The sequence below is a fragment of the Kribbella polygonati genome, assembly GCF_050320105.1.
Lineage (GTDB): Bacteria > Actinomycetota > Actinomycetes > Propionibacteriales > Kribbellaceae > Kribbella.
The window spans coordinates 3,913,091-3,931,026 of sequence record NZ_CP190129.1 but is presented as its reverse complement, the minus strand read 5'-3'; the positions used below and the strand labels follow the sequence as shown (position 1 = coordinate 3,931,026).

Annotated in this window: 21 protein-coding genes; 14 read left to right on the top strand and 7 right to left on the bottom strand. The window is 69.4% G+C overall.

The features are described from left to right. Window positions 1-26 precede the first annotated feature (26 nt). Together ACQHIV_RS18695 and ACQHIV_RS18690 are read left to right on the top strand one after the other, a co-directional pair. Window positions 27-929, top strand: coding sequence for a GNAT family N-acetyltransferase (locus ACQHIV_RS18695; protein ID WP_427895964.1), 903 nt, complete (start codon window positions 27-29; stop codon window positions 927-929). Between the two features lie 91 nt (window positions 930-1,020). Then, the gene (locus ACQHIV_RS18690; protein WP_427895963.1) at window positions 1,021-1,905 is read left to right on the top strand and encodes a GNAT family N-acetyltransferase; all 885 of its coding nucleotides are present in this window, start codon (window positions 1,021-1,023) and stop codon (window positions 1,903-1,905) included. On the opposite strand, the gene ACQHIV_RS18685 is transcribed toward ACQHIV_RS18690, so the two are convergent. After that, a complete protein-coding gene (locus ACQHIV_RS18685; protein ID WP_427895962.1) occupies window positions 1,902-2,357 on the bottom strand; it encodes a MaoC family dehydratase in 456 nt (151 codons plus the stop codon). The two genes, ACQHIV_RS18690 and ACQHIV_RS18685, sit on opposite strands and share 4 nt — an antisense overlap. A gap of 14 nt (window positions 2,358-2,371) precedes the next feature. Continuing rightward, window positions 2,372-3,130 carry an SDR family oxidoreductase gene (locus tag ACQHIV_RS18680; protein WP_427895961.1) on the bottom strand — a complete coding sequence of 253 codons (759 nt, stop codon included), beginning with the start codon at window positions 3,128-3,130 and terminating at the stop codon, window positions 2,372-2,374. 91 nt (window positions 3,131-3,221) lie between these two features. Here ACQHIV_RS18680 and ACQHIV_RS18675 point away from each other — a divergent pair, with 91 nt between their 5' ends. Genes ACQHIV_RS18675 through ACQHIV_RS18660 form a run of 4 tightly spaced genes read left to right on the top strand, consistent with a single transcriptional unit; the run spans window position 3,222 to window position 4,953 of the window. Then, a complete protein-coding gene (locus tag ACQHIV_RS18675; protein ID WP_380198985.1) occupies window positions 3,222-3,647 on the top strand; it encodes an acyl-CoA thioesterase in 426 nt (141 codons plus the stop codon). Beyond that, complete coding sequence (locus tag ACQHIV_RS18670; RefSeq protein WP_427895960.1) at window positions 3,647-4,063, top strand: acyl-CoA thioesterase; 417 nt, start codon at window positions 3,647-3,649, stop codon at window positions 4,061-4,063. Before ACQHIV_RS18675 ends, ACQHIV_RS18670 begins: the two co-directional genes overlap by 1 nt. A 15-nt stretch (window positions 4,064-4,078) precedes the next feature. After that, window positions 4,079-4,498, top strand: coding sequence for a globin (locus tag ACQHIV_RS18665; RefSeq protein WP_427895959.1), 420 nt, complete (start codon window positions 4,079-4,081; stop codon window positions 4,496-4,498). A gap of 26 nt (window positions 4,499-4,524) precedes the next feature. Next, on the top strand, window positions 4,525-4,953 hold the full coding sequence (locus ACQHIV_RS18660; RefSeq protein WP_209698828.1) for an OsmC family protein: 429 nt from the start codon (window positions 4,525-4,527) through the stop codon (window positions 4,951-4,953). 51 nt (window positions 4,954-5,004) lie between these two features. Here ACQHIV_RS18660 and ACQHIV_RS18655 read toward each other — a convergent pair whose 3' ends face one another. Both ACQHIV_RS18655 and ACQHIV_RS18650 read right to left on the bottom strand, forming a co-directional pair. Beyond that, window positions 5,005-6,021, bottom strand: coding sequence for a chitinase (locus ACQHIV_RS18655; RefSeq protein WP_427895958.1), 1,017 nt, complete (start codon window positions 6,019-6,021; stop codon window positions 5,005-5,007). A 105-nt stretch (window positions 6,022-6,126) separates the two neighbouring features. Beyond that, complete coding sequence (locus ACQHIV_RS18650; protein WP_427895957.1) at window positions 6,127-6,774, bottom strand: mechanosensitive ion channel family protein; 648 nt, start codon at window positions 6,772-6,774, stop codon at window positions 6,127-6,129. A 152-nt stretch (window positions 6,775-6,926) separates the two neighbouring features. On the opposite strand from ACQHIV_RS18650, the gene ACQHIV_RS18645 reads away from it, so the two are divergent. The 6 genes from ACQHIV_RS18645 (at window position 6,927) to ACQHIV_RS18620 (ending at window position 12,156) form a co-directional block, all read left to right on the top strand. Continuing rightward, a complete protein-coding gene (locus ACQHIV_RS18645) occupies window positions 6,927-7,934 on the top strand; it encodes a hypothetical protein (protein WP_427895956.1) in 1,008 nt (335 codons plus the stop codon). A gap of 60 nt (window positions 7,935-7,994) precedes the next feature. Next, entirely contained in the window at window positions 7,995-10,112 is a 2,118-nt protein-coding gene (malQ, locus tag ACQHIV_RS18640; RefSeq protein WP_427895955.1) for a 4-alpha-glucanotransferase, read from the top strand. Between the two features lie 70 nt (window positions 10,113-10,182). Beyond that, window positions 10,183-10,686, top strand: a complete 504-nt coding sequence (locus ACQHIV_RS18635; protein WP_427895954.1) for a hypothetical protein — start codon at window positions 10,183-10,185, stop codon at window positions 10,684-10,686. Between the two features lie 140 nt (window positions 10,687-10,826). Beyond that, on the top strand, window positions 10,827-11,105 hold the full coding sequence (locus ACQHIV_RS18630; RefSeq protein ID WP_427895953.1) for a hypothetical protein: 279 nt from the start codon (window positions 10,827-10,829) through the stop codon (window positions 11,103-11,105). Further along, the gene (locus ACQHIV_RS18625; RefSeq protein ID WP_427895952.1) at window positions 11,092-11,493 is read left to right on the top strand and encodes a DUF5130 family protein; all 402 of its coding nucleotides are present in this window, start codon (window positions 11,092-11,094) and stop codon (window positions 11,491-11,493) included. The genes ACQHIV_RS18630 and ACQHIV_RS18625 overlap by 14 nt, the downstream gene beginning before the upstream one ends. An 81-nt stretch (window positions 11,494-11,574) precedes the next feature. Next, entirely contained in the window at window positions 11,575-12,156 is a 582-nt protein-coding gene (locus ACQHIV_RS18620; protein ID WP_427895951.1) for a GNAT family N-acetyltransferase, read from the top strand. On the opposite strand, the gene ACQHIV_RS18615 is transcribed toward ACQHIV_RS18620, so the two are convergent. Then, window positions 12,138-12,737: a hypothetical protein gene (locus tag ACQHIV_RS18615; RefSeq protein ID WP_427895950.1), complete on the bottom strand. Its 600-nt coding sequence runs from the start codon at window positions 12,735-12,737 to the stop codon at window positions 12,138-12,140. The genes ACQHIV_RS18620 and ACQHIV_RS18615 overlap by 19 nt on opposite strands. Before the next feature lie 208 nt (window positions 12,738-12,945). Between ACQHIV_RS18615 and ACQHIV_RS18610 the strand changes: the two genes are divergently transcribed. Next, on the top strand, window positions 12,946-13,938 hold the full coding sequence (locus tag ACQHIV_RS18610; protein WP_427895949.1) for an aldo/keto reductase: 993 nt from the start codon (window positions 12,946-12,948) through the stop codon (window positions 13,936-13,938). Here ACQHIV_RS18610 and ACQHIV_RS18605 read toward each other — a convergent pair. Next, on the bottom strand, window positions 13,935-14,372 hold the full coding sequence (locus tag ACQHIV_RS18605) for a hypothetical protein (protein ID WP_427895948.1): 438 nt from the start codon (window positions 14,370-14,372) through the stop codon (window positions 13,935-13,937). The two genes, ACQHIV_RS18610 and ACQHIV_RS18605, sit on opposite strands and share 4 nt — an antisense overlap. 183 nt (window positions 14,373-14,555) lie before the next feature. After that, window positions 14,556-17,132, bottom strand: coding sequence for an aminopeptidase N (gene pepN / locus ACQHIV_RS18600; RefSeq protein ID WP_427895947.1), 2,577 nt, complete (start codon window positions 17,130-17,132; stop codon window positions 14,556-14,558). Between the two features lie 110 nt (window positions 17,133-17,242). Between pepN and ACQHIV_RS18595 the strand changes: the two genes are divergently transcribed. Further along, window positions 17,243-17,857 (top strand): DsbA family protein, encoded by a 615-nt coding sequence (locus tag ACQHIV_RS18595; RefSeq protein WP_427895946.1) that lies wholly within the window; start codon window positions 17,243-17,245, stop codon window positions 17,855-17,857. Window positions 17,858-17,936 lie beyond the last annotated feature (79 nt).

Here is a 17,936-nt window from a genome sequence, read left to right as displayed (position 1 = left end):
CGGCGCCCTGGCTAGGGTCGCGGAGCATGAGGACTCGGGCGGTGGTACGGCAGGCCGTGGCCGACGACGCGGCGGCGGTGGCGGCGGTACGTCGGGTGGTGGCGCCGTACAAGGTGATGTCGACCGCGGCGGTCCGGCACCTGCTGACCGTGCAGGCACCGGGGGAGCGGTTCCTCCCGCTGGTCGCCGAACGCGACGGCGAGATCGTGGCCTGGGCGTCGGCCGGGCTGAACGTGTGGACGAGCGAACCCGGGCAGGCCGGGCTGCTCATCTTCGTCCACCCGGAGCACCGCGGGCAGGGCATCGGCAGCGAGCTCGCCGAGCGGCTGCACCAGCATCTGACCGAGGTCGGCGCCGTCAGGGTGCGGACGTTCGTCCAGCCGGAGGGTCTCGAGTTCGCCCGCAACCTCGGGTACGACGGGACGCGCCAGATGCACTACGCGGGCGTGGAGCTGACGGGCCTGCCCGAGCAGCCGCCGACGCCGGACGGGATCGTGCTGGTGCCGCTGGACGCGGTGGACCCGCGGGCGGCGTACGAGGCCGACTCGATCGCCTCGCTGGACGAGCCGAGCGACTCGCCGCTGGACGCCGTCGAGTACGACGCGTGGTTCGAGGAGATCTGGAAGAACCCGTCCGTGGACAAGACCCTCAGCGTCGCCGCGATGGCCGGCGACGAGGTGGCCGCGTTCACGGTCGTCGAGACAGCGGGTGACCGGATGTGGTCGGGCATGACCGGCACCATCCCGCCGTACCGCGGCAAAGGCCTCGCGAAGCTCGTCAAGTCCGTCGCGCTCCGTAAGGCAGCAGCGGCCGGGCTCACCTCGGCGTACACGTCGAACGACGACGCCAACGGACCGATGCTTGCCATCAACAACTGGTTCGGCTACCGCCGCGTACACACCGAACTGTGCCTGCTGCGAACGCTCTGAGACAGAGCTGTAATCGGTTTCCTTCCGGTCTGCACCTGAAAGGACGTTAGATTCCGGGTACTTGGTTGTTGGAGTGCCCAAGGAGTTTCGGATGGAGATCAGGCCGGCAGGTCCTGGCGACGTGGATCAGGCGCTGGCGTTGCACGACGAGCTGGTGCCGTACCTGGTGACGACGCGGGGCATGCTGACGCGGGAGCTTGCTCGGCCGGGTGTGCCGGGGCGGGCGACGTACGCCGCGGTCGACGGCGGCGAACTGGTGGGCTGGGCAACGACCGGGCTGATCGCCGGGTCGGATCCGCTGGACGGGCAGCTGCGGCTGCTGGTGCGGCCGGAGCACCGGCGGCGGGGGACCGGTACGCGGTTGCTGGAGGCAACGCACGCCAACCTGCGGGAGGCGGGCGCGACGACCGCCCGGGTGTTCGCGGACCCGTCGTCGGTCGAGTGGGCCGCCCGGTTCGGGTACCGGCAGACGCGGCAGGTGCACTACGCGGGCATCGACCCGCGGCAGGCGCCGCGGCAGCCCGAACCGCCGAGCGCCGTCCGGCTCGCACCGCTCACCGACGTCGAGCCGAAGGCGCTGTACGCCGCCGACGTGGTTGCCCAGCGCACCAAACCCGGCGACGCGAAGATCTCCGCGCGGCCGTACGACGAGTGGCGCGCCGCGGTCTGGGAGTCCGCCGACACGGTCCTCGACCTCAGCGTGGCCGCGCTGTACCGGGACGAGATCGTGGCGTTCACGATGGGGCTCGGCGACCACACGATGATCTGGTCGAAGATGACCTCGACGCTCCCGCAGTACCGCGGCCGCGGCCTCGCGAAGCTGGTCAAGGCCGCGGCCCTGCAGCGCGCCGCGACCGCCGGCGTGCAGGGCGCGTACACGGCCAACTACGACGGCAACACGCCCATGCTCGCGGTCAACGAGTGGCTCGGCTACCACCGGATCGCCACCCACGCGGTGCTGATCTGCCCGCTCTAGGGGACCAGCAGGACGACGGTCTCCGCGACGCAGGCGGGTTTCGTGGAGTTCTCCAGCTCGATCACCCAGTTGAGCGACACCTGGACGCCCGCCGGGGTCTCGACCGCGTTCGAGATCGACGCGCCGGCCCGGACCCGGCTGCCGACCGGGACCGGCGCCGGGAAGCGGACCTTGTTCACGCCGTAGTTGAGCTTCGCCGTCACGCCGTCGACCTTGAACAGCTCGTCGCCGAAGCGGGCGATCAGGCTCAGCGTCAGGTAGCCGTGCGCGATCGTCCCGCCGTACGGGCCCTTCGCCGCCCGCTCGGCGTCGACGTGGATCCACTGGTGGTCACCGGTCGCGTCGGCGAACTGGTTCACCTGCTCCTGGGTGATCTCCAGCCACTCGGACTCGCCGAGCTGGGTACCGACGGCGTGCGCCACCTCGTCGACGCCGGTGAAGGTCTGCGGCATGGGTCGTCTCCCTCTCAGTTGCGGGGTCCGCCGGCGACGTACAGGACCTGGCCGGAGACGAACCCGGCCTCCTCGCTGCAGAAGAACGACGCGGCCGCGGCGATGTCCTCCGGCGTGCCGGTGCGCTGCACCGGGATGGTCGCGGCGGTCGCCTTCTTGAACTCCTCGAAGTCGACGCCGACCCGGGCCGCGGTGGCCGCCGTCATGTCGGTCTCGATGAAGCCCGGCGCGATCGCGTTCGCGGTGACGCCGAACTTGCCCAGCTCGATCGCCAGCGTCTTGGCCAGGCCCTGCAGGCCGGCCTTCGCGGAGGCGTAGTTCGCCTGGCCGCGGTTGCCGAGCGCCGACGTCGAGGACAGGAAGACCATCCGGCCGTACTTGGCCTCGACCATGTGCGCCTGGCAGGCCTTCGACATCAGGAAGCTGCCCTTGAGGTGCACGGACATGACCGTGTCCCAGTCGTCCTCGGACATCTTGAACAGCAGGTTGTCCCGCAGTACGCCGGCGTTGTTCACCAGGATCGTCGGCGCGCCCAGCTCGGCGGCGACCCGCTCGACCGCGGCCGCGACCTGGTCGGACTTGCTGACGTCGGCGCCGACCGCGATCGCCTTGCCGCCGGCGTCGGTGATCGCCTTGACGGTGCCTTCGCAGGCCGCCTCGTCGAGGTCGACGACCGCGACCGCGTTGCCGTCCGCGGCGAGTCGCTGCGCGACGGCCGCGCCGATTCCCCGGGCCGCCCCGGTCACGATCGCCACCCGCTGCTGCGCGCTCATCCACCACTCCAATCGGTCAACTGGTCTGCCGGAGATGACACTACCCACGGCCTGTCCGCGGCGGATGTACCCCGGATGACATGATCGTGGTGTGGATCATCACAACCGCCACGTCTACCACTGCCCGCTGCGGTGGGGCGACATGGACGCGCTCGGTCACGTGAACAACGGCCGGTACGTCGACTATCTGCAGGACGCGCGCGTCGACTTCCTGTTCCGGACCGCGAAGGAGCTCGGCGCCGACACGCTGGAGACCGGCCTGCTCGTCGCCCGGCACGAGGTCCAGTACCGGGCGCCGCTGCACTTCCGCGCGGAGCCGGTCCGGATCGAGCTGTGGATCTCCGAGATCCGGGCCGCGTCGTTCACGGTCGACTACGAGATCCTCGACGCCGAGCCGGAACGCCGTACCTATGTCGAGGCCCGCACCCGGCTGGTGCCGTTCGACTTCACCGCGAACCGCCTGCGCCGGATCACCCCCGAGGAGCGGACCGCGCTCGAGAAGCTGGTGGGCGCCTGATGTACACGTACCAGGTCCAGGTCCGGTGGTCGGACATCGACTCGTACGACCACGTCAACAACGTCCGGTACTTCGACTACCTGCAGGAAGCGCGGATCGGGTTCCTCACCCAGCTGATGGCGGCGACCGGCGACTACTTCGAGCAGTACCCGTGCGTCCTGGTCAGCCAGACGGTCGACTACCTGCGCCCGATCCTGCTCCGGCACCCGCCGTACGACGTGGACGTGTGGATCAGCGCCGTCGGTACGTCGTCGTACACGCTCGGCTCCCGGATCGTCGACCGCAGCGGCGAATCCGAGGACGTGTACGCGAAGGCGGAGTCCGTGATCGTCGCCGTCGACGGCGCGACGCACGCGAAACGCCCGCTCGGCGACGACGAACGGGCAGCCCTGCTGCAGCACGTTTCGACCACTTGAGAGACTGGATCCGAGATGACTGAGCAGCAGAGCTTCTACGACGCCGTCGGTGGGGCGGACACCTTCCACCGATTGGTGGCCGCGTTCTACCGCGGCGTTGCCGCCGACCCGGAGTTGCGGGCGCTGTATCCGGAGGAGGATCTCGGCCCGGCCGAGGTGCGGTTCCGGATGTTCCTGGAGCAGTACTGGGGCGGCCCGAAGACGTACTCCGAGCAGCGCGGGCACCCCCGGCTGCGGATGCGGCACGCCCCGTTCGCGGTCACCCCGAGCCAACGGGACCGGTGGCTCGGCCACATGCGGGCCGCGCTGGACGAGCTCGGCCTGACGCCCGAGCAGGACGAGCAGATCTGGACGTACATGGTGATGGCCGCACAGAGCATGGTGAACACCGACGAACCCGATTATCCCGGCGCGATCGACGTGACCGGACGCTGAACCTCTTCTAAGGAGACAACACGAGCATGGCTACCACTCGTACGGCGAAGGCGCACTGGGAAGGCTCGCTGATGGAGGGCGCCGGCCAGGTCGCCCTGGAGTCCTCCGGTGTCGGCACCTACGACGTCACCTGGGCCTCGCGCGCGAACGACGCGAACGGCAAGACCAGCCCGGAGGAGCTGATCGCGGCCGCGCACTCGACCTGCTTCTCGATGGCGCTGTCGCACGCGCTCGCCGGTGCGGGCAAGCCGCCGGCGTCGATCGACACCCAGGCCGACGTGACCTTCCAGCCGGGTGAGGGCATCACCGGCATCAAGCTGTCCGTGAACGGCAACGTCCCCGGCCTGACCGCGGACGAGTTCGCGGAGTTCGCCGAGGGCGCGAAGAAGAACTGCCCGGTCTCGCAGGCGCTGTCCGCCGTCCCGATCACGCTGGACGTCACCTTCACCGCCTGAGTCCCACGCACAGCAGTGCCCCGGCGCGCCGCGCCGGGGCACTCGTGTGTTTCAGCGGCGGTACTGCGCGATCACCTTGGTGAAGTCGTACGCGCTCTGGGAGATCCCGCTGCACGTGTCGCCGTCGGTGTTGCCGCCGCCGCAGGCGCGGTCGCGGTTGACGGCCCAGAACGTGAAGCGGGCCAGGTGGTGCTGCTGGGCGTACGACAGCAGCGTCTTGAAGTCGGACAGCCGGACGGTCTCGCCGGAGTCGTCGGTCTTGCCGTTCATCGACGAGATGCCCATGTGCCGGTACGCCTCGTCGTCGGTGTAGCCGTACGCGCTCTTCAGCCGGCCCTTGAGCCCTTCCTCGGCCTTCTTGGTCAGCGTCGCCATGTCGGTCGACCCGCCGCCGAAGTCGAACGGCATCAGCACCCAGCCGTCGTTCGCCAGCCCGGCGGCCGCGCCCTTCTTGATCAGGTCGACGCCCGAGGCGTCCGGGCCGCCCTGGTCGGTGCCCATCGTGATGTACGTCGTGATGCCCGGGTTCTTGCTCTTCACGATCTTCAGCGCGCTCACCACCCGCTGCCGGGCGGTCGAGCTGTGGAACTCGGTGTCCTCGATGTCGATGTCGATCGCCTTCAGCTGGTAGGCGTCGATCACCTTCTGGTACGCGCCGGCCAGCGCCGAGGCCGAGCCGCACTTCTCGCCGAGCTTGTTGCCGGACCAGCCGCCGAACGACGGGATCACGTCCCCGCCGTCCGCCCGGATGCTGTTGATCGCGGACTGGTCCGAGCCGCCGGTCAACGCCCGGCTGCCGTCCCACTTCGGGTTGCAGCCGCCGTCGGACAGGATGAACGCCAGCGTGAACCACTTGTTCCCGGCGGCCTTCATCACGTCGGCGGGCTTCTGCGGGTTCCCCCAGCCGAGATACAGGTACGGCGCCGCGGGCATCGCGGCCGCGTCGGCAGCCCGCACCTGCGGGCTGTGGACCTGCGGGCTGGGCACCGGCCGGGTACTCGCCTGCGCGACGGACGCGACACCGGTCGCCAGACACGCGGCGGTCACCGCGCTCACGAGGATCTTCATGACTCTCCTTGGATCGGGGGGCGGTCAGAGTCCGAATCAATAGGAAGGTTTCCTAATGATTCTGCTCGATCATCACCCCGCCGATCGCAAGACGTCAACAGTTGACTACTCGTGCGGCCCTTCGTCGGACTTGGCGGCTTCCTCTTCCTTCTCGGTGCCGGAGCCGACGCCGGAGGAGCCGGTGCTGTTCGGGTCCCGGGTGGTCATGTTGCCGACCCGGAGGACCTCGCCGTTGCGGACGTACCAGGTGGTGCCGTCCTCGCCGCGCAGGGTGGTGATCCGCAGGCCGACCGCGACCACGACGCCGGTCGCCTTCTCCATGTCGATCAGGTCGCCGACGCCGTACTGGTCCTCGAAGATCATGAACACGCCGGCCAGGAAGTCCTTCACCAGCGTCTGCGCGCCGAAGCCGAGCGCGACGCCGATGATGCTCGCGGACGCGATCACCGGCAGGATGTTGAACCCGAGCTCGGCCAGCACCATCACCACCAGGACGGCGGTCAGCACGATCGTCACCGCGCTGGTCAGCAGCGACGCGATCGTCTCCGCGCGCTGCGCCCGGCGTTCGTTGGCGAGGGTGTTCTCGACGAACTCCTGCCCGCGCTTGGACTTCGAGAGCACGCCGGCCACCGCGCCGTTCCCGGTCCGCCGGGCGAACCGGCGGATGATCTTGTGCAGCACCCAGCGGAGCACGAAGAAACCGATGATCAGACCGGCGATCCGGGCCGGCACGACGATGATCTGATCGGTCATCTCCAGCTTGCCGTCGGAGCCCGTCCGGAAGAAGGTCGGGAAGGAGCTCGGCAGCGAAAACAGGGGGTGACTGACTAGGGACACAAGGTAGCTGGTCAGAATAGGCATCTCGCCGCCTGATGTTAGTAGGGCTGACAAGGAGAAGCGATCGCATGTCGAGCCGGCTGGACGACGAGCTTTCGAGGCTCGTGAGTGCTGGTGTGCTGCGCCAGTACCAGGCCGACTCGATCCGCGACGCGGCCGACGCGGAGATCGACGCGGCGCTCGCCGACCCGGGCCGCCCGCATCCTTCCGCCGGGCCCGCAGAGCCCGCCGAACCGGCGAAGCGGAAGACCCCGCCGGTAGCGGTCCATACCAACGCCCTGGTCGAGGTTCTCGGGTACGTCGGCGGCGCGCTGCTGCTCGGCGCCGTCGCGCTCCTGACCTTGGCGAACTGGGGTGAGATGGGGCGTGCCGCGCGGATCAGCACCGGTGCCACGGCCGCCGTCGTACTGCTCGGTGTCGCGGTCGTTCTGGCCCTGCTGGGACGTCGTGCGCAGCTCAGCGCGGCGCTCGCTTCGCTGGGCTGCTGCGTGGCCGGATTCGCGACGTTCGTGGCGATCGAAGGGGAGGCCGGCCGGGTCGCCGGGGTGGTGGTCGCGCTGGCGCTCGCGGCCGGCGGACTGTGGTGGCTCAAGGAGTCATCGTTGCTGGTGGCAACTTTTGGGATCCTGGCCGTCGGTGTGCTGGTGATCACGTCGGACGTCCTGACTCCGGACGCCGGCTCGGCCGCGAACAGCGCGGGCATCGCCGGCACCGGGTTCATCATCGTCGCGTTCGTGTTCGCGATGCTCGGCCTGGTGCGCGATCAGGTGACGTCGTGGTCACTCGCCGGAGCCGCGATGTTCAGCTCCTCGATCTGCTGGCTGGTGCAGGAGCGTGGCGAGATCATGGCGCTGGCCGTGGGTACGGCGGGCCCGGCGGCGCTGCTGGTCGCGTACGGACGGACCAGGCGCTCGGCGTACGCCGTGGTGGGCTGCGCGATCCTCCTGGTCATCTGGCCGCTCTCCCTGTACCAGCTGACCGACAACCTGGCCGGTGTGGCGATAGGCCTCGTCGTAGCAAGCGGCGTACTGCTCCTGGCGGTGCTCATGCTCAGCCGTCGCCGCTCCAATGAGTAACGGGTAACGCAACGCGCGCCGTTTCGCCCTCCGTGCGGTTGATACGGCAGACTCGCTGGGGTGACAGCTCCCACTCCGGCCCTTGTCGAGCTTGCAGTCGCCCATGGCGTGGCCACGGAGTACTGGAACTGGCAAGGCGAGCACGTGGTCGTTTCCAGCGAGGTCGTATCCGATGTGCTCGCTGCACTCGGTGTCGACGCCTCCACGCCGCAGCAGGCCGCCCTTGCGCTGGCTGAGCACCAGCAGGCGCGCTGGCGCCGCACGCTGCCTGCCACGGTGGTGATGCGGGAGGGGTGGACGCCCTGGTTCGCCGTACACCTGCCGCACGGTTCCGCGGCCGAGGTGTGGGTGGATCTTGAGGACGGCGGCCAGCGGCGGGACATCCCGCAGCAGGACAAGTGGATCGAGCCGGAGTGGATCGACGGCGTACAGGTCGGTGAGGCGACGTTCCAGCTGCCGGGCGACCTGCCGCTCGGGTATCACCGGCTCTGTGCACGCGTCGGCACCAGCCCGGAGATCTCGGTCAGCACGCTGATCGTGACGCCGCGGAAGCTGGAGCCCGAGAAGCTGCCTCGCACCTGGGGCTGGGTTCTTCAGCTGTACTCGGTACGCTCCCGCCGCTCCTGGGGCATCGGCGACCTCCACGACCTGGGGGACCTGGCCGCGTGGTCGGCGCACGACCTGGGCGCCGGCTTCGTGCTGGTGAACCCCCTGCACGCGGCTGAGCTGGCAGGCCGCATGGAGCCGTCGCCGTACCTCCCGGCGTCACGGCGGTTCGGGAACCCGATCTACCTGCGCATCGAGGACATCGACGAGTACGGCGACCTCGCACCGATGGAGCGGGACCAGGTACGGGCGTTGGCACTGCAGGCGCGGGCGTTGAGCGAGGACTCGACCATGCTCGACCGGGACGCGGTGTGGGCCGCCAAGCGTGAGGCACTCCAGGTGCTGTTCCGCGTGCAGCCGTCCGTGGGGCGGATCGCGGAGTACGGCGCGTACTGCGACCGCGAGAGCCAGGGGCTGATCGACTTCGCGACCTGGGCCGCGATCGCCGACGTCCACGGGCCGGAGTGGAGCAAGTGGCCGGAGGAGCTGCAGGAGCCGACGTCGCCGGCGGTTGTTGCCTTCCGCAACGAGAACCCGGACGCGGTCGAGTTCCACTGCTGGCTGCAGTGGCAGCTGGACGAGCAGCTGGGGCGGACCCAGGCCCGGGCGAAGGCGGCCGGCATGGCGTTGGGCGTCGTACACGACCTGGCTGTCGGCGTCCATCCGGACGGCGCCGATGCGTGGGCCTTGCAGCACGTGCTCGCGCCGAACATCCACGTGGGCGCTCCGCCGGACGCGTTCAACCAGCAGGGTCAGGACTGGTCGCAACCGCCGTGGCGCCCTAACGCGCTGGCCGAGACCGGGTACGCCGCCTGGCGGGACCTGGTGCGGGCAGTGATGCGGCACGGTGGCGGGCTGCGGATCGACCACATCCTCGGCATGTTCCGCCTGTGGTGGGTGACGTCGCCGGAGCGGCCGACCGAGGGCACGTACGTGCGGTACGACCACGAGGCGTTGGTGGGCATCCTGGTGCTGGAGGCGCAACGGGCAGGCGTCACGGTGATCGGTGAGGACCTGGGCACCGTGGAGCCCTGGGTGCGGGACTACCTGACCGAACGCGGCGTTCTTGGCACGTCGGTGCTCTGGTTCGAGCGGGACGCCAACGGGAAGCCCCTGGCGCCGGAGCGGTGGCGGGAGCTCTGCCTGGCCACTGTGACGACGCATGACCTCCCGCCGACGGCTGGGTACCTGGCCGGCGACCACGTGGAGCTACGGAACCGCCTAGGTCTGCTCACACGTCCTGTGGCCGAAGAGCTCGCTGTTGACGAGGCAGACCGCGACGCTTGGCTCAACGCGCTCCGGGAGCGACACCTGCTCAGCAACACCGACGGCGACGTCGAGCGGATCGTGGAGGCGCTGCACCGGTACGTCGCGCACACGCCGGCGAAGCTCGTCGGCGTCGCCCTGACCGACGCCGTCGGCGAACGCCGTACCCAGAACCAGCCCGGCACCACCGACGAGTACCCCAACTGGCGAGTCCCCCTCGGCGGCCCCGAAGGCGACCCCGTCCTGGTCGAAGACCTCCCCAACAACCTCCGCCTCCGCCGCCTGATCGGAGCGCTCAACATCTAGCCACGTTTCGGAAATATCTTTCGCGGGAAGTTCACTTCTTGAAAACCGCCCCGTTTCAAGGAGTGTCCCCATGAAATCTGTGCTCCGACGTGTCGTCGTACCGCTGGTTGCCGTGCTGGCCGGGTTGCTGCCCGGCGTGGTGATAGTGGAGCAGGCCTCGGCGGTCACCAAGCTGACGCATGCTCAGGCGACCGCGATCTTCCGCGCCGCCGGTATCACCTGGTCGTCGAGCGGCAACTGCTCGAACCGCAACGTGGCGACCTGTACGTCGTTCGACCAGATCAACGACAGCACCGTGTACGGCGTTCGTACCCTCAAGACCGCGAGCGGTTGCGCGATCAACATCACCGGCGGGACCGAGACCGGCCACGCCAGCGGCACCTACAGCCACTGGAACGGCTACAAGGTCGACATCTCGAAGTACACCTGTGTCGGGAACTACATCCACAACACGTTCACCCGGATCGCCGACCGCGGCGACGGCTACCCGCAGTGGAAGTCCGGCGCCGGCAACATCTACGCCGACGAGGGCAGCCACTGGGACATCACGTACTACAACTGCGGTGGCTGCTGACAGAACAAACAGCACCGCGCTTCGCGCGGGTTGTTGGGAGGACTGCGGCGGCTGCTGAGGCTGCTGCTGAGGCTGTCGCGCCGGCCGTTGCCGGAGGGGCGGTGGCTCCGCCGGCAACGGTCAGGGACTAGTCTGCTGGCGTGATTGCTGAATTGTCCGGGCACTCGTTGCTGGTGTTCGTCGGGATTCCGGCGCTGGTCATCTCGGTGGTGGCGTTGCTGACGTTCGCCTCCTCGATCGCGAACGGGCCGCGGTACCGTCCGGGGCTGTCCTGGTGGGCACCGCCGGTCTGGATCAACGGCCCGACGGCGACCAAGCCCGACCCCGCCCACCTGCCCGAGCTCGACCCCGCTCCGGCTGCCACCGCGACCGCCACCGGCGTCGCCCGCACGATCGGAGGCGCAAGTGCCAGCTGGTGACGCTTTCACCCCTGACCAGCTCCACGACCTCGAGCGCGCGGTCCGGAACGCCGAGGAGGCGTCCGGCCTGCACTTCTCGGTGTACGTCGGCGGCGCCGACTCCGAGACCCGGCCGTTCGCGGTCGAGCTGCTGAACGAGCTGGACGACCCGGACAGCACCGTCCTGGTGTACGTCGACCCGGCCGGCCGCCGGCTGGAGATCGTCACCGGCGAGCAGGCCCGGCGCCAGCTGTCGGACGCGTCCGCCGGCCTGGCCGCGCTGACCATGCAGACGTCGTTCGCGACCGGCGACCTCGCTGGCGGCCTGGTCACCGGCGTACAGCAGCTCGGCGCGCACGCCCACCAGGCCCCGCTGCTGCACGCGAACAACGAGCCGCACAAGCTGTAGGCCACGCCTACCGCGCATTGCCGATCCACCGCGCCGGGCAACTGCTCGGCGCGGCGTGGTGTTGAGGGGGATGCTCCAGCCATGGCCGCACTGCAGCCGCATCGCATCGAGCTCGGCGACGTGGTCCTTCGCCCGTTCGTCGGGTCGGACGAGGCCGCCGTCGCCAAAGCACTGGAAGACCCCGGCATCCTGCGCTGGACTGCCGGGACCGCGGTGATCAGCTCACCGGCCGCCCTGCGGGGCCGCAGGTGGCTGGAGCCGCGGATCGACGGCTGGGCGCACGGCAACGCGGTCTTCGCGATCGCCGAGGGCGACACCGACCGGGTGATCGGCAGCGTGACCCTGCGGGACGTGCACCGCGTCCCCGATCAGGCAGTCGCGGCGTACTGGGTGAGCCCGGTCGCCCGCGGCCGCCGGCTGGGGGCCCGCGCGCTGGACGCCGCCGCCCGCTGGGGCTTCGCCGCCGACGGCCTCCGGCTGCACCGCATCTCGCTCGACCACTCGCTCGTCAACGAGGGGTCCTGCCATGTCGCGCTCCGCGCCGGGTTCCGGCTCGAGGGCGTGATGCGCGAGTACTACGTCGAGCCGACCGGACAGCGGCACGACTCCCACCTGCACGCCCGGCTCGCGACCGACGCCGTACCTCAGCCGGCCGGTTCGTAGGTCGGGCAGGGGTTCGGGTACGCGGCCTGGGTGCGTGGGTCCTGGCAGAGGGTGACCATCTGCTCGGAGGACGTGCCCGGACCGAGGTAGACCATCCAGGTTCCGGTGATCGGCGCCAGCGAGCTGTCCTTCAGTCCCGGGTACTGACCGTTCACCAGCATCGCCTTCGCCGGGATCCCGGCGCGCGTCACCTTGGTGGCGGTCGCCTTGGCGGTGTCGCCCGCGTCGGCCGGGTACTTGTCCAGTACGGCGATCCACTCGCGGTGCTTGAACTTCGGCGACTCCGGGCCGGTGTTCACCGGCGGCAGGGTCGTGGTCTGCACCTTGGCCGTCGGCTGCGTCTGCGAGACCGGCGGCTTCCGGTCGCCCTTCGTGGCGGTCCCGGAGGCGCTGGTGGTCGGGGCGGCGGCGCCGCTGTCGGTTCCCGAGCCCAGCTGCACCCCGTCGGCGGTGGGACTCGTGGTCGTGCCGCGGGTGAGGACGAACCCGACCACGGCAGCCAGCGCCAGCGTGGCCACGATGCCCGCACTGACCGCGCTCCGCGAGCGCTTCTTTTTCCTGCGATGCCCGACACGTGTCACAACGAGGGTCCCTCCCCAAGAACTCCGGTGCAGCTTAAACCGAACTCCGGGGAAAGTGAGCAGCTTTCAGGTGGCAAGAATCTCTTTCGCACAAGGGATATCGCGCACCGCGTACAACCCCTCACGGTCCGCCGACCAGCAATCGTTTGATGTGCGGTGAGGCTGAGGGGCTTGACCTAGACAGCGCTCTAGTTGTTTGGCTGGGCGCATGCGAGAGCTGACGATTGGGAGCGACCCCGCGCGACAGCGCCGGGTCAGCACGATCGCCCTCGGGGCGATGCTGATGGGAACGGTGACCGACGAGAAGACCTCGTTCGCGGTCCTGGACCGGTACGTCGAGGCGGGCGGTACGTTCGTCGACACGGCCAACAACTACGCGTTCTGGGTGAACGGCACCCAGGGTGGCGAGAGCGAGCAGCTGCTCGGGCGCTGGCTGAAGAGCCGCGGGGTGGGCGACGAGCTCACCATCGCGACCAAGGTGGGAGGCCGTCCGCCGCAGCCGGCCAAGCAGCTGAGCGAGAACCTGGAGGGGCTGTCGGCGCAGGTCGTCAAGGAGTCGCTGGCACGCAGCCTGGACAACCTCGGCCGCGACCATGTGGACGTGTACTACGCCCACATCGACGACCCCGCCGTACCGATCGAAGAGCAGGTGGAGACGTTCGGATCGGCGGTGCGGGAAGGCCTGGTCGGGCTGGTCGGGCTGAGCAACTACTGGACCTGGCGGCTCGAGCGGTACCGGGCGGTGGCGGCCGCGGCCGGTCTGCCGTCGCACGACCTGCTGCAGTACCACCACACGTACTTCCGGGCCCGGACCGACCTCGGTGGTCTCCGTTCGAAGGACGGGAGCATCGGCGTCGCCGAAGGCAACCTGCTGAGCTACCTGCGGGGTGAGCCCGGTCCCACGCTGGTGGCGTACACACCGCTGCTCAGCGGCGGGTACGTGCGAGCCGACAGGCCGCTGGACGAGTCTTACGATCACGCCGGCACCAGGGCTCGTAAGAGCGCGCTGGACAAGGTCGTTAAGGAGACAGGCGCAACGGCCAACCAGGTAGTGCTGTCCTGGCTGACAGGTGGCGAGATCCCGACCGTGGCGCTGGTAGGCGCGTCATCGGTCGCCCAGATCGACGAGAGCCTCGCCGCGGCCGACCTGGAGCTCACACCGGAGCAGCGTCAGCGGCTGGACGCGGCCGGCAACAACTAGGTCCCCGACGGGATGCCGTCGTACCGGACGGTCGGGCGGGTGTCGAGAGCGTCGTCCAGCCAGCCGTCCACGTCGACGTCTCCGGCCAGGATGTGGTTCACGTACGCCGTGCGCTCGTGGCTGAGCACCTCCAGCTCCCACACGCACGGCGCGGCACCGATCGGCGCCGGGCGCAGGTCGTCGACGTCCATCCCGCTGAAGATGCTCAACCGGGACTGGAAGTCCCGCGCCCAGCTCTGCACCACCAGGTAGACACCGTCGTCGCCCAGATGCAGTACGACGACTCCGAGCCCGACGGCGCCCATGGCGTCGTCGAACTCGAGCTGCCGGGTCGCCGTACCGCGGGCGATCTCGACCATCTCGTCGTCCCACTGCCGTCCGCGAGCCGTGACGATGTACGGCTTCACCAGGCGGTTGGAGTAGCGCCAGGGCATCAGGGGAGTGACGGGGCGGGGTCGGTACGCCTCTGCGAGTCCGGTCAGCGCAACAGCTGCCGCACCGGCCAAGGCGGGGTCAGAGGCGGGCACCGCTCCAGTCTTACCGCACGACGAGGTTCAAAGCGACGTCCAAGAAACAACAGGGCCGGTCCCAGAGTGAGACCGGCCCTGTCAGAAACCTCAGTTGGTGGCGGTATCCGTCGCCTGTGCGGCGATGGCGCGCGTGAGGTCGGCCTGAGCCTCGGTGACGTACCGGAGCGTCGGGGCGTCCACCGACCCCGACTCCGCGGCCAGCCAGCCGGTCAGCGCGTCCAGCGCCGCCTGATCGGCCAGGTGCCGCGGCGACAGGTACACCAGCACGTTCTCGCCCATGGACGAGCCCAGCCGGGTGTAGACGTCCTTGGCCGCGCTCAGGTACTTCTCGACGTACGGCCGCAGCAGGTCCTCCTGGCCGGGCTGCTGGAACCCGAGGATGGTCCGGAACTGCGTCTCGTTCGGGGTGTCCGAGGACTCCACCGCGACCCGCCAGGCCTCTTCCTTGGCCTCCGCGGTCGGCCGCGCGGCCCGGGCCTGGGCGGCCCGCTCCTGACCGGTGATCGTGGTGTCGCGGGTCAGCTCGTCGTCGATCTCGGCGGCACCGATCCGGCCCAGCCGGGCGAGCGCCACGATCAGCGTCCAGCGCAGGTCGGTGTCGACAGCCAGACCCTCCGGCAGGTCACGTCCCTCCAACCAGCCGGTGAGCCGCTCGGCTCCGGCAGCGGAGAACACCGCCGAGCTGTATGCCCGGACGAACGCCAGCTGGTGGTCGCTGCCCGGCTCGGCGCCGGCGACCAGCTCGCCCAGTGCCTTCTCGAGCTGGGCCCGCAGTGCGGCCCGGTTCTGCGGGGCGGCGTACTGATTGACGGCGGTGTTCGCCTGCGCGAGCAGCGAGCGCACACCGGTCAGATCGGTCTCGGCCCGGATCCCGCGCAGCACGATGCCGACGTACTGGCTGGCCGGCATCTCCGCGTCCCGGGTCATGTCCCACGCCGAGCCCCAGGCGAGGGCCCTGGGCAACGACTCGGTCAGCTGGTCGATCGACTCCACCAGGGTCGCCCTCGACCGCTCGTCCATCCGGATCTTCGCGTAGGTGAGGTCGTCGTCGTTCAGCAGCACCAGGTCCGGCTGGGTCGCACCGGTCAGCTCCGGGAGCTCGGTCCGCGCACCGTCGATGTCCACCTCGAACCGCTCGGTGCGGACCAGGCCCGCGTCGGTACGGCGGTACAGGCCGACGGCGAGGCGGTGCGGACGCAGGACCGGGAACTTCTCGGTCGCGGTCTGCTCGATCGCGAACGACGTGAACGCGCCCTGGTCGTCGACCGCGAAGTCGGCGCGCAGCGTGTTCACGCCGGCGGTCCGCAGCCAGCGCTCGGTCCAGTCGTCGAGGTCGCGGCCGGACGCCTTCTCCAGCGGCTTCAGCAGGTCGGTCAGCTCGGTGTTCCCGAACGCGTGGTCCTTGAAGTACTCCTTCAGCGCGGTGACGAAGGTCTCCTCGCCGACGAACGCGACCAGCTGCCGCAGCGTCGACGCGCCCTTGGCGTAGGTGATGCCGTCGAAGTTCACCTCGACCGCGTGGAAGTCGATCATGTCCGCGGCGATCGGGTGCGTCGACGGCAGCTGGTCCTGCCGGTACGCCCAGTTCTTCCGGGCGTTGCAGAACGTCGTCCAGGCGTCGTTGTACTTCGTCGTCGCGACCACCTGCGCCCAGTGGCTGGCCCACTCCGCGAACGACTCGTTCAGCCAGAGGTCGTCCCACCAGGTCATCGTGACCAGGTCGCCGAACCACATGTGCGCCAGCTCGTGCAGCACGGTGTTCGCGCGGGCTTCCATCTCCGCGTGCGTCGTCCGGCTGCGGAACAGGTACTCGTCGCGCAGCGTCACGCAGCCCGCGTTCTCCATCGCGCCCATGTTGTACTCCGGCACGAAGGCCTGGTCGTACTTGTGGAACGGGTACGGCGTACCGAACGCCTCCTCGAACAGCGCGAAGCCCTGCTTGGTGACCTCGAACAGGTCGTCGACGTCGAGCGCGCCCTGCAGCGACGGACGGCACAGCAGCGACAGCGGGTACGAACCGTGCGGGCCCTCGTACACGTCGGTGACCACGTGGTACGGACCCGCGACGACCGCGGTGATGTACGTCGAGATCCGCTCGGTCGGCGGGAACTCCCAGCGGGCCAGCTCCTCGCCGTCGGCGCCCTGGTACGGCGTCGGCTCCGGGGTCGGGGCGTTCGAGATCACGACCCAGCGGGCCGGTGCGGAGACGGTGAAGGTGAACGGGGCCTTGAGGTCGGGCTGCTCGAACGTCGCGAACACCCGGCGGGCGTCCGGCACCTCGAACTGCGTGTAGAGGTAGGTCTCCTTGTCGGCCGGATCGACCGAGCGGTGCAGCCCTTCACCGGTCCGCGAGTACAGGCAGTCCGCCACCACGGTGAGCTCGTTGCGCTCGGCCAGCCCGTCGAGCTGGATGCGGGCGCCGTCGTAGACCGTGTCCGGGTCGAGGGCGACGCCGTTCAGCGTCACCTCCCGGACCTGGTCGGCGATCAGGTCGGCGAACGTGCTCGCGCCGGCCTCGGCGGCGAACGTGACGGTGGTCACCGACGGGAACGTCGGTGCGCCGGTCGGGGCGTTGGCCAGGTCGAGCTCGATCGCGTAGCTCACGTCACTGATCACAGCCGCACGGGAACGCGCCTCGTCGCGCGTCAGGTTGGTTCCAGGCATGTCCGCATCCTATGCACGTGGTTCTCAGGTTCGCCGAGGGTTTCCCCGCGACATTGGGTATTGGATACCAAGACGGTATCCGTGTTCTTCAACTTTGTATGATGGTGAATATGACAGCCTCCGCTGATTTCTGGTTCGACCCGGCCTGCCCCTGGGCCTGGATGACGTCTCGCTGGATGCTCGAGGTCGAGCAGGTCCGGGACGTGAAGACGACGTGGCACGTGATGAGCCTCGCCGTCCTGAACGACGGCCGGGACGAGCTCCCGGAGCAGTACAGGAGTTTCCTGACCAACGCGTGGGGTCCGGTGCGGGTGCTGATCGCGGCCGAGGAGGCGCACGGCAACGACGTACTGCTGCCGCTCTACACCGCGCTCGGCAAGCGGATCCACATCGAGGGCCGCGGCATCGTGGACGGCGTCGACGGGCTGATCCGGGAGGCACTGGCAGAGGTCGGGCTGCCGGAGTCGCTGGCCGAGGCGGCGAACACCGACCGGTACGACGACGCGCTGAAGAAGTCGCACCACGCCGGCATGGACCAGGTCGGCATGGAGGTCGGTACGCCGGTGATCGCGGTCGAGGGCACCGCGTTCTTCGGCCCGGTGGTCACGCCCGCGCCGAAGGGCGAGGCGGCCGGCAAGCTCTGGGACGGCGTCCGGCTGGTGGCCGGCACCGAGGGTTTCTTCGAGATCAAGCGCACCCGGGACCGCGGCCCGATCTTCGACTGACGGTTCAGGGCTTGAACTGGAGCCGTCACTACGGTGAAAGTTGCTCACTCAGGAATCCGTCCAGTGGGTGAGTAGGTTT

Coding starts and splice junctions, on each gene's coding strand:
- ACQHIV_RS18595 (WP_427895946.1), top strand. CDS start 17,243: ATGACAGCCTCCGCTGATTTCTGGTTCGACCCGGCCTGCCCCTGGGCC.
- ACQHIV_RS18695 (WP_427895964.1), top strand. CDS start 27: ATGAGGACTCGGGCGGTGGTACGGCAGGCCGTGGCCGACGACGCGGCG.
- ACQHIV_RS18620 (WP_427895951.1), top strand. CDS start 11,575: ATGGCCGCACTGCAGCCGCATCGCATCGAGCTCGGCGACGTGGTCCTT.
- ACQHIV_RS18655 (WP_427895958.1), bottom strand. CDS start 6,021: ATGAAGATCCTCGTGAGCGCGGTGACCGCCGCGTGTCTGGCGACCGGT.
- ACQHIV_RS18645 (WP_427895956.1), top strand. CDS start 6,927: ATGTCGAGCCGGCTGGACGACGAGCTTTCGAGGCTCGTGAGTGCTGGT.
- ACQHIV_RS18685 (WP_427895962.1), bottom strand. CDS start 2,357: ATGCCGCAGACCTTCACCGGCGTCGACGAGGTGGCGCACGCCGTCGGT.
- ACQHIV_RS18680 (WP_427895961.1), bottom strand. CDS start 3,130: ATGAGCGCGCAGCAGCGGGTGGCGATCGTGACCGGGGCGGCCCGGGGA.
- ACQHIV_RS18635 (WP_427895954.1), top strand. CDS start 10,183: ATGAAATCTGTGCTCCGACGTGTCGTCGTACCGCTGGTTGCCGTGCTG.
- pepN (WP_427895947.1), bottom strand. CDS start 17,132: ATGCCTGGAACCAACCTGACGCGCGACGAGGCGCGTTCCCGTGCGGCT.
- ACQHIV_RS18610 (WP_427895949.1), top strand. CDS start 12,946: ATGCGAGAGCTGACGATTGGGAGCGACCCCGCGCGACAGCGCCGGGTC.
- ACQHIV_RS18670 (WP_427895960.1), top strand. CDS start 3,647: ATGTACACGTACCAGGTCCAGGTCCGGTGGTCGGACATCGACTCGTAC.
- ACQHIV_RS18665 (WP_427895959.1), top strand. CDS start 4,079: ATGACTGAGCAGCAGAGCTTCTACGACGCCGTCGGTGGGGCGGACACC.
- ACQHIV_RS18660 (WP_209698828.1), top strand. CDS start 4,525: ATGGCTACCACTCGTACGGCGAAGGCGCACTGGGAAGGCTCGCTGATG.
- ACQHIV_RS18605 (WP_427895948.1), bottom strand. CDS start 14,372: ATGCCCTGGCGCTACTCCAACCGCCTGGTGAAGCCGTACATCGTCACG.
- ACQHIV_RS18650 (WP_427895957.1), bottom strand. CDS start 6,774: ATGACCGATCAGATCATCGTCGTGCCGGCCCGGATCGCCGGTCTGATC.
- ACQHIV_RS18690 (WP_427895963.1), top strand. CDS start 1,021: ATGGAGATCAGGCCGGCAGGTCCTGGCGACGTGGATCAGGCGCTGGCG.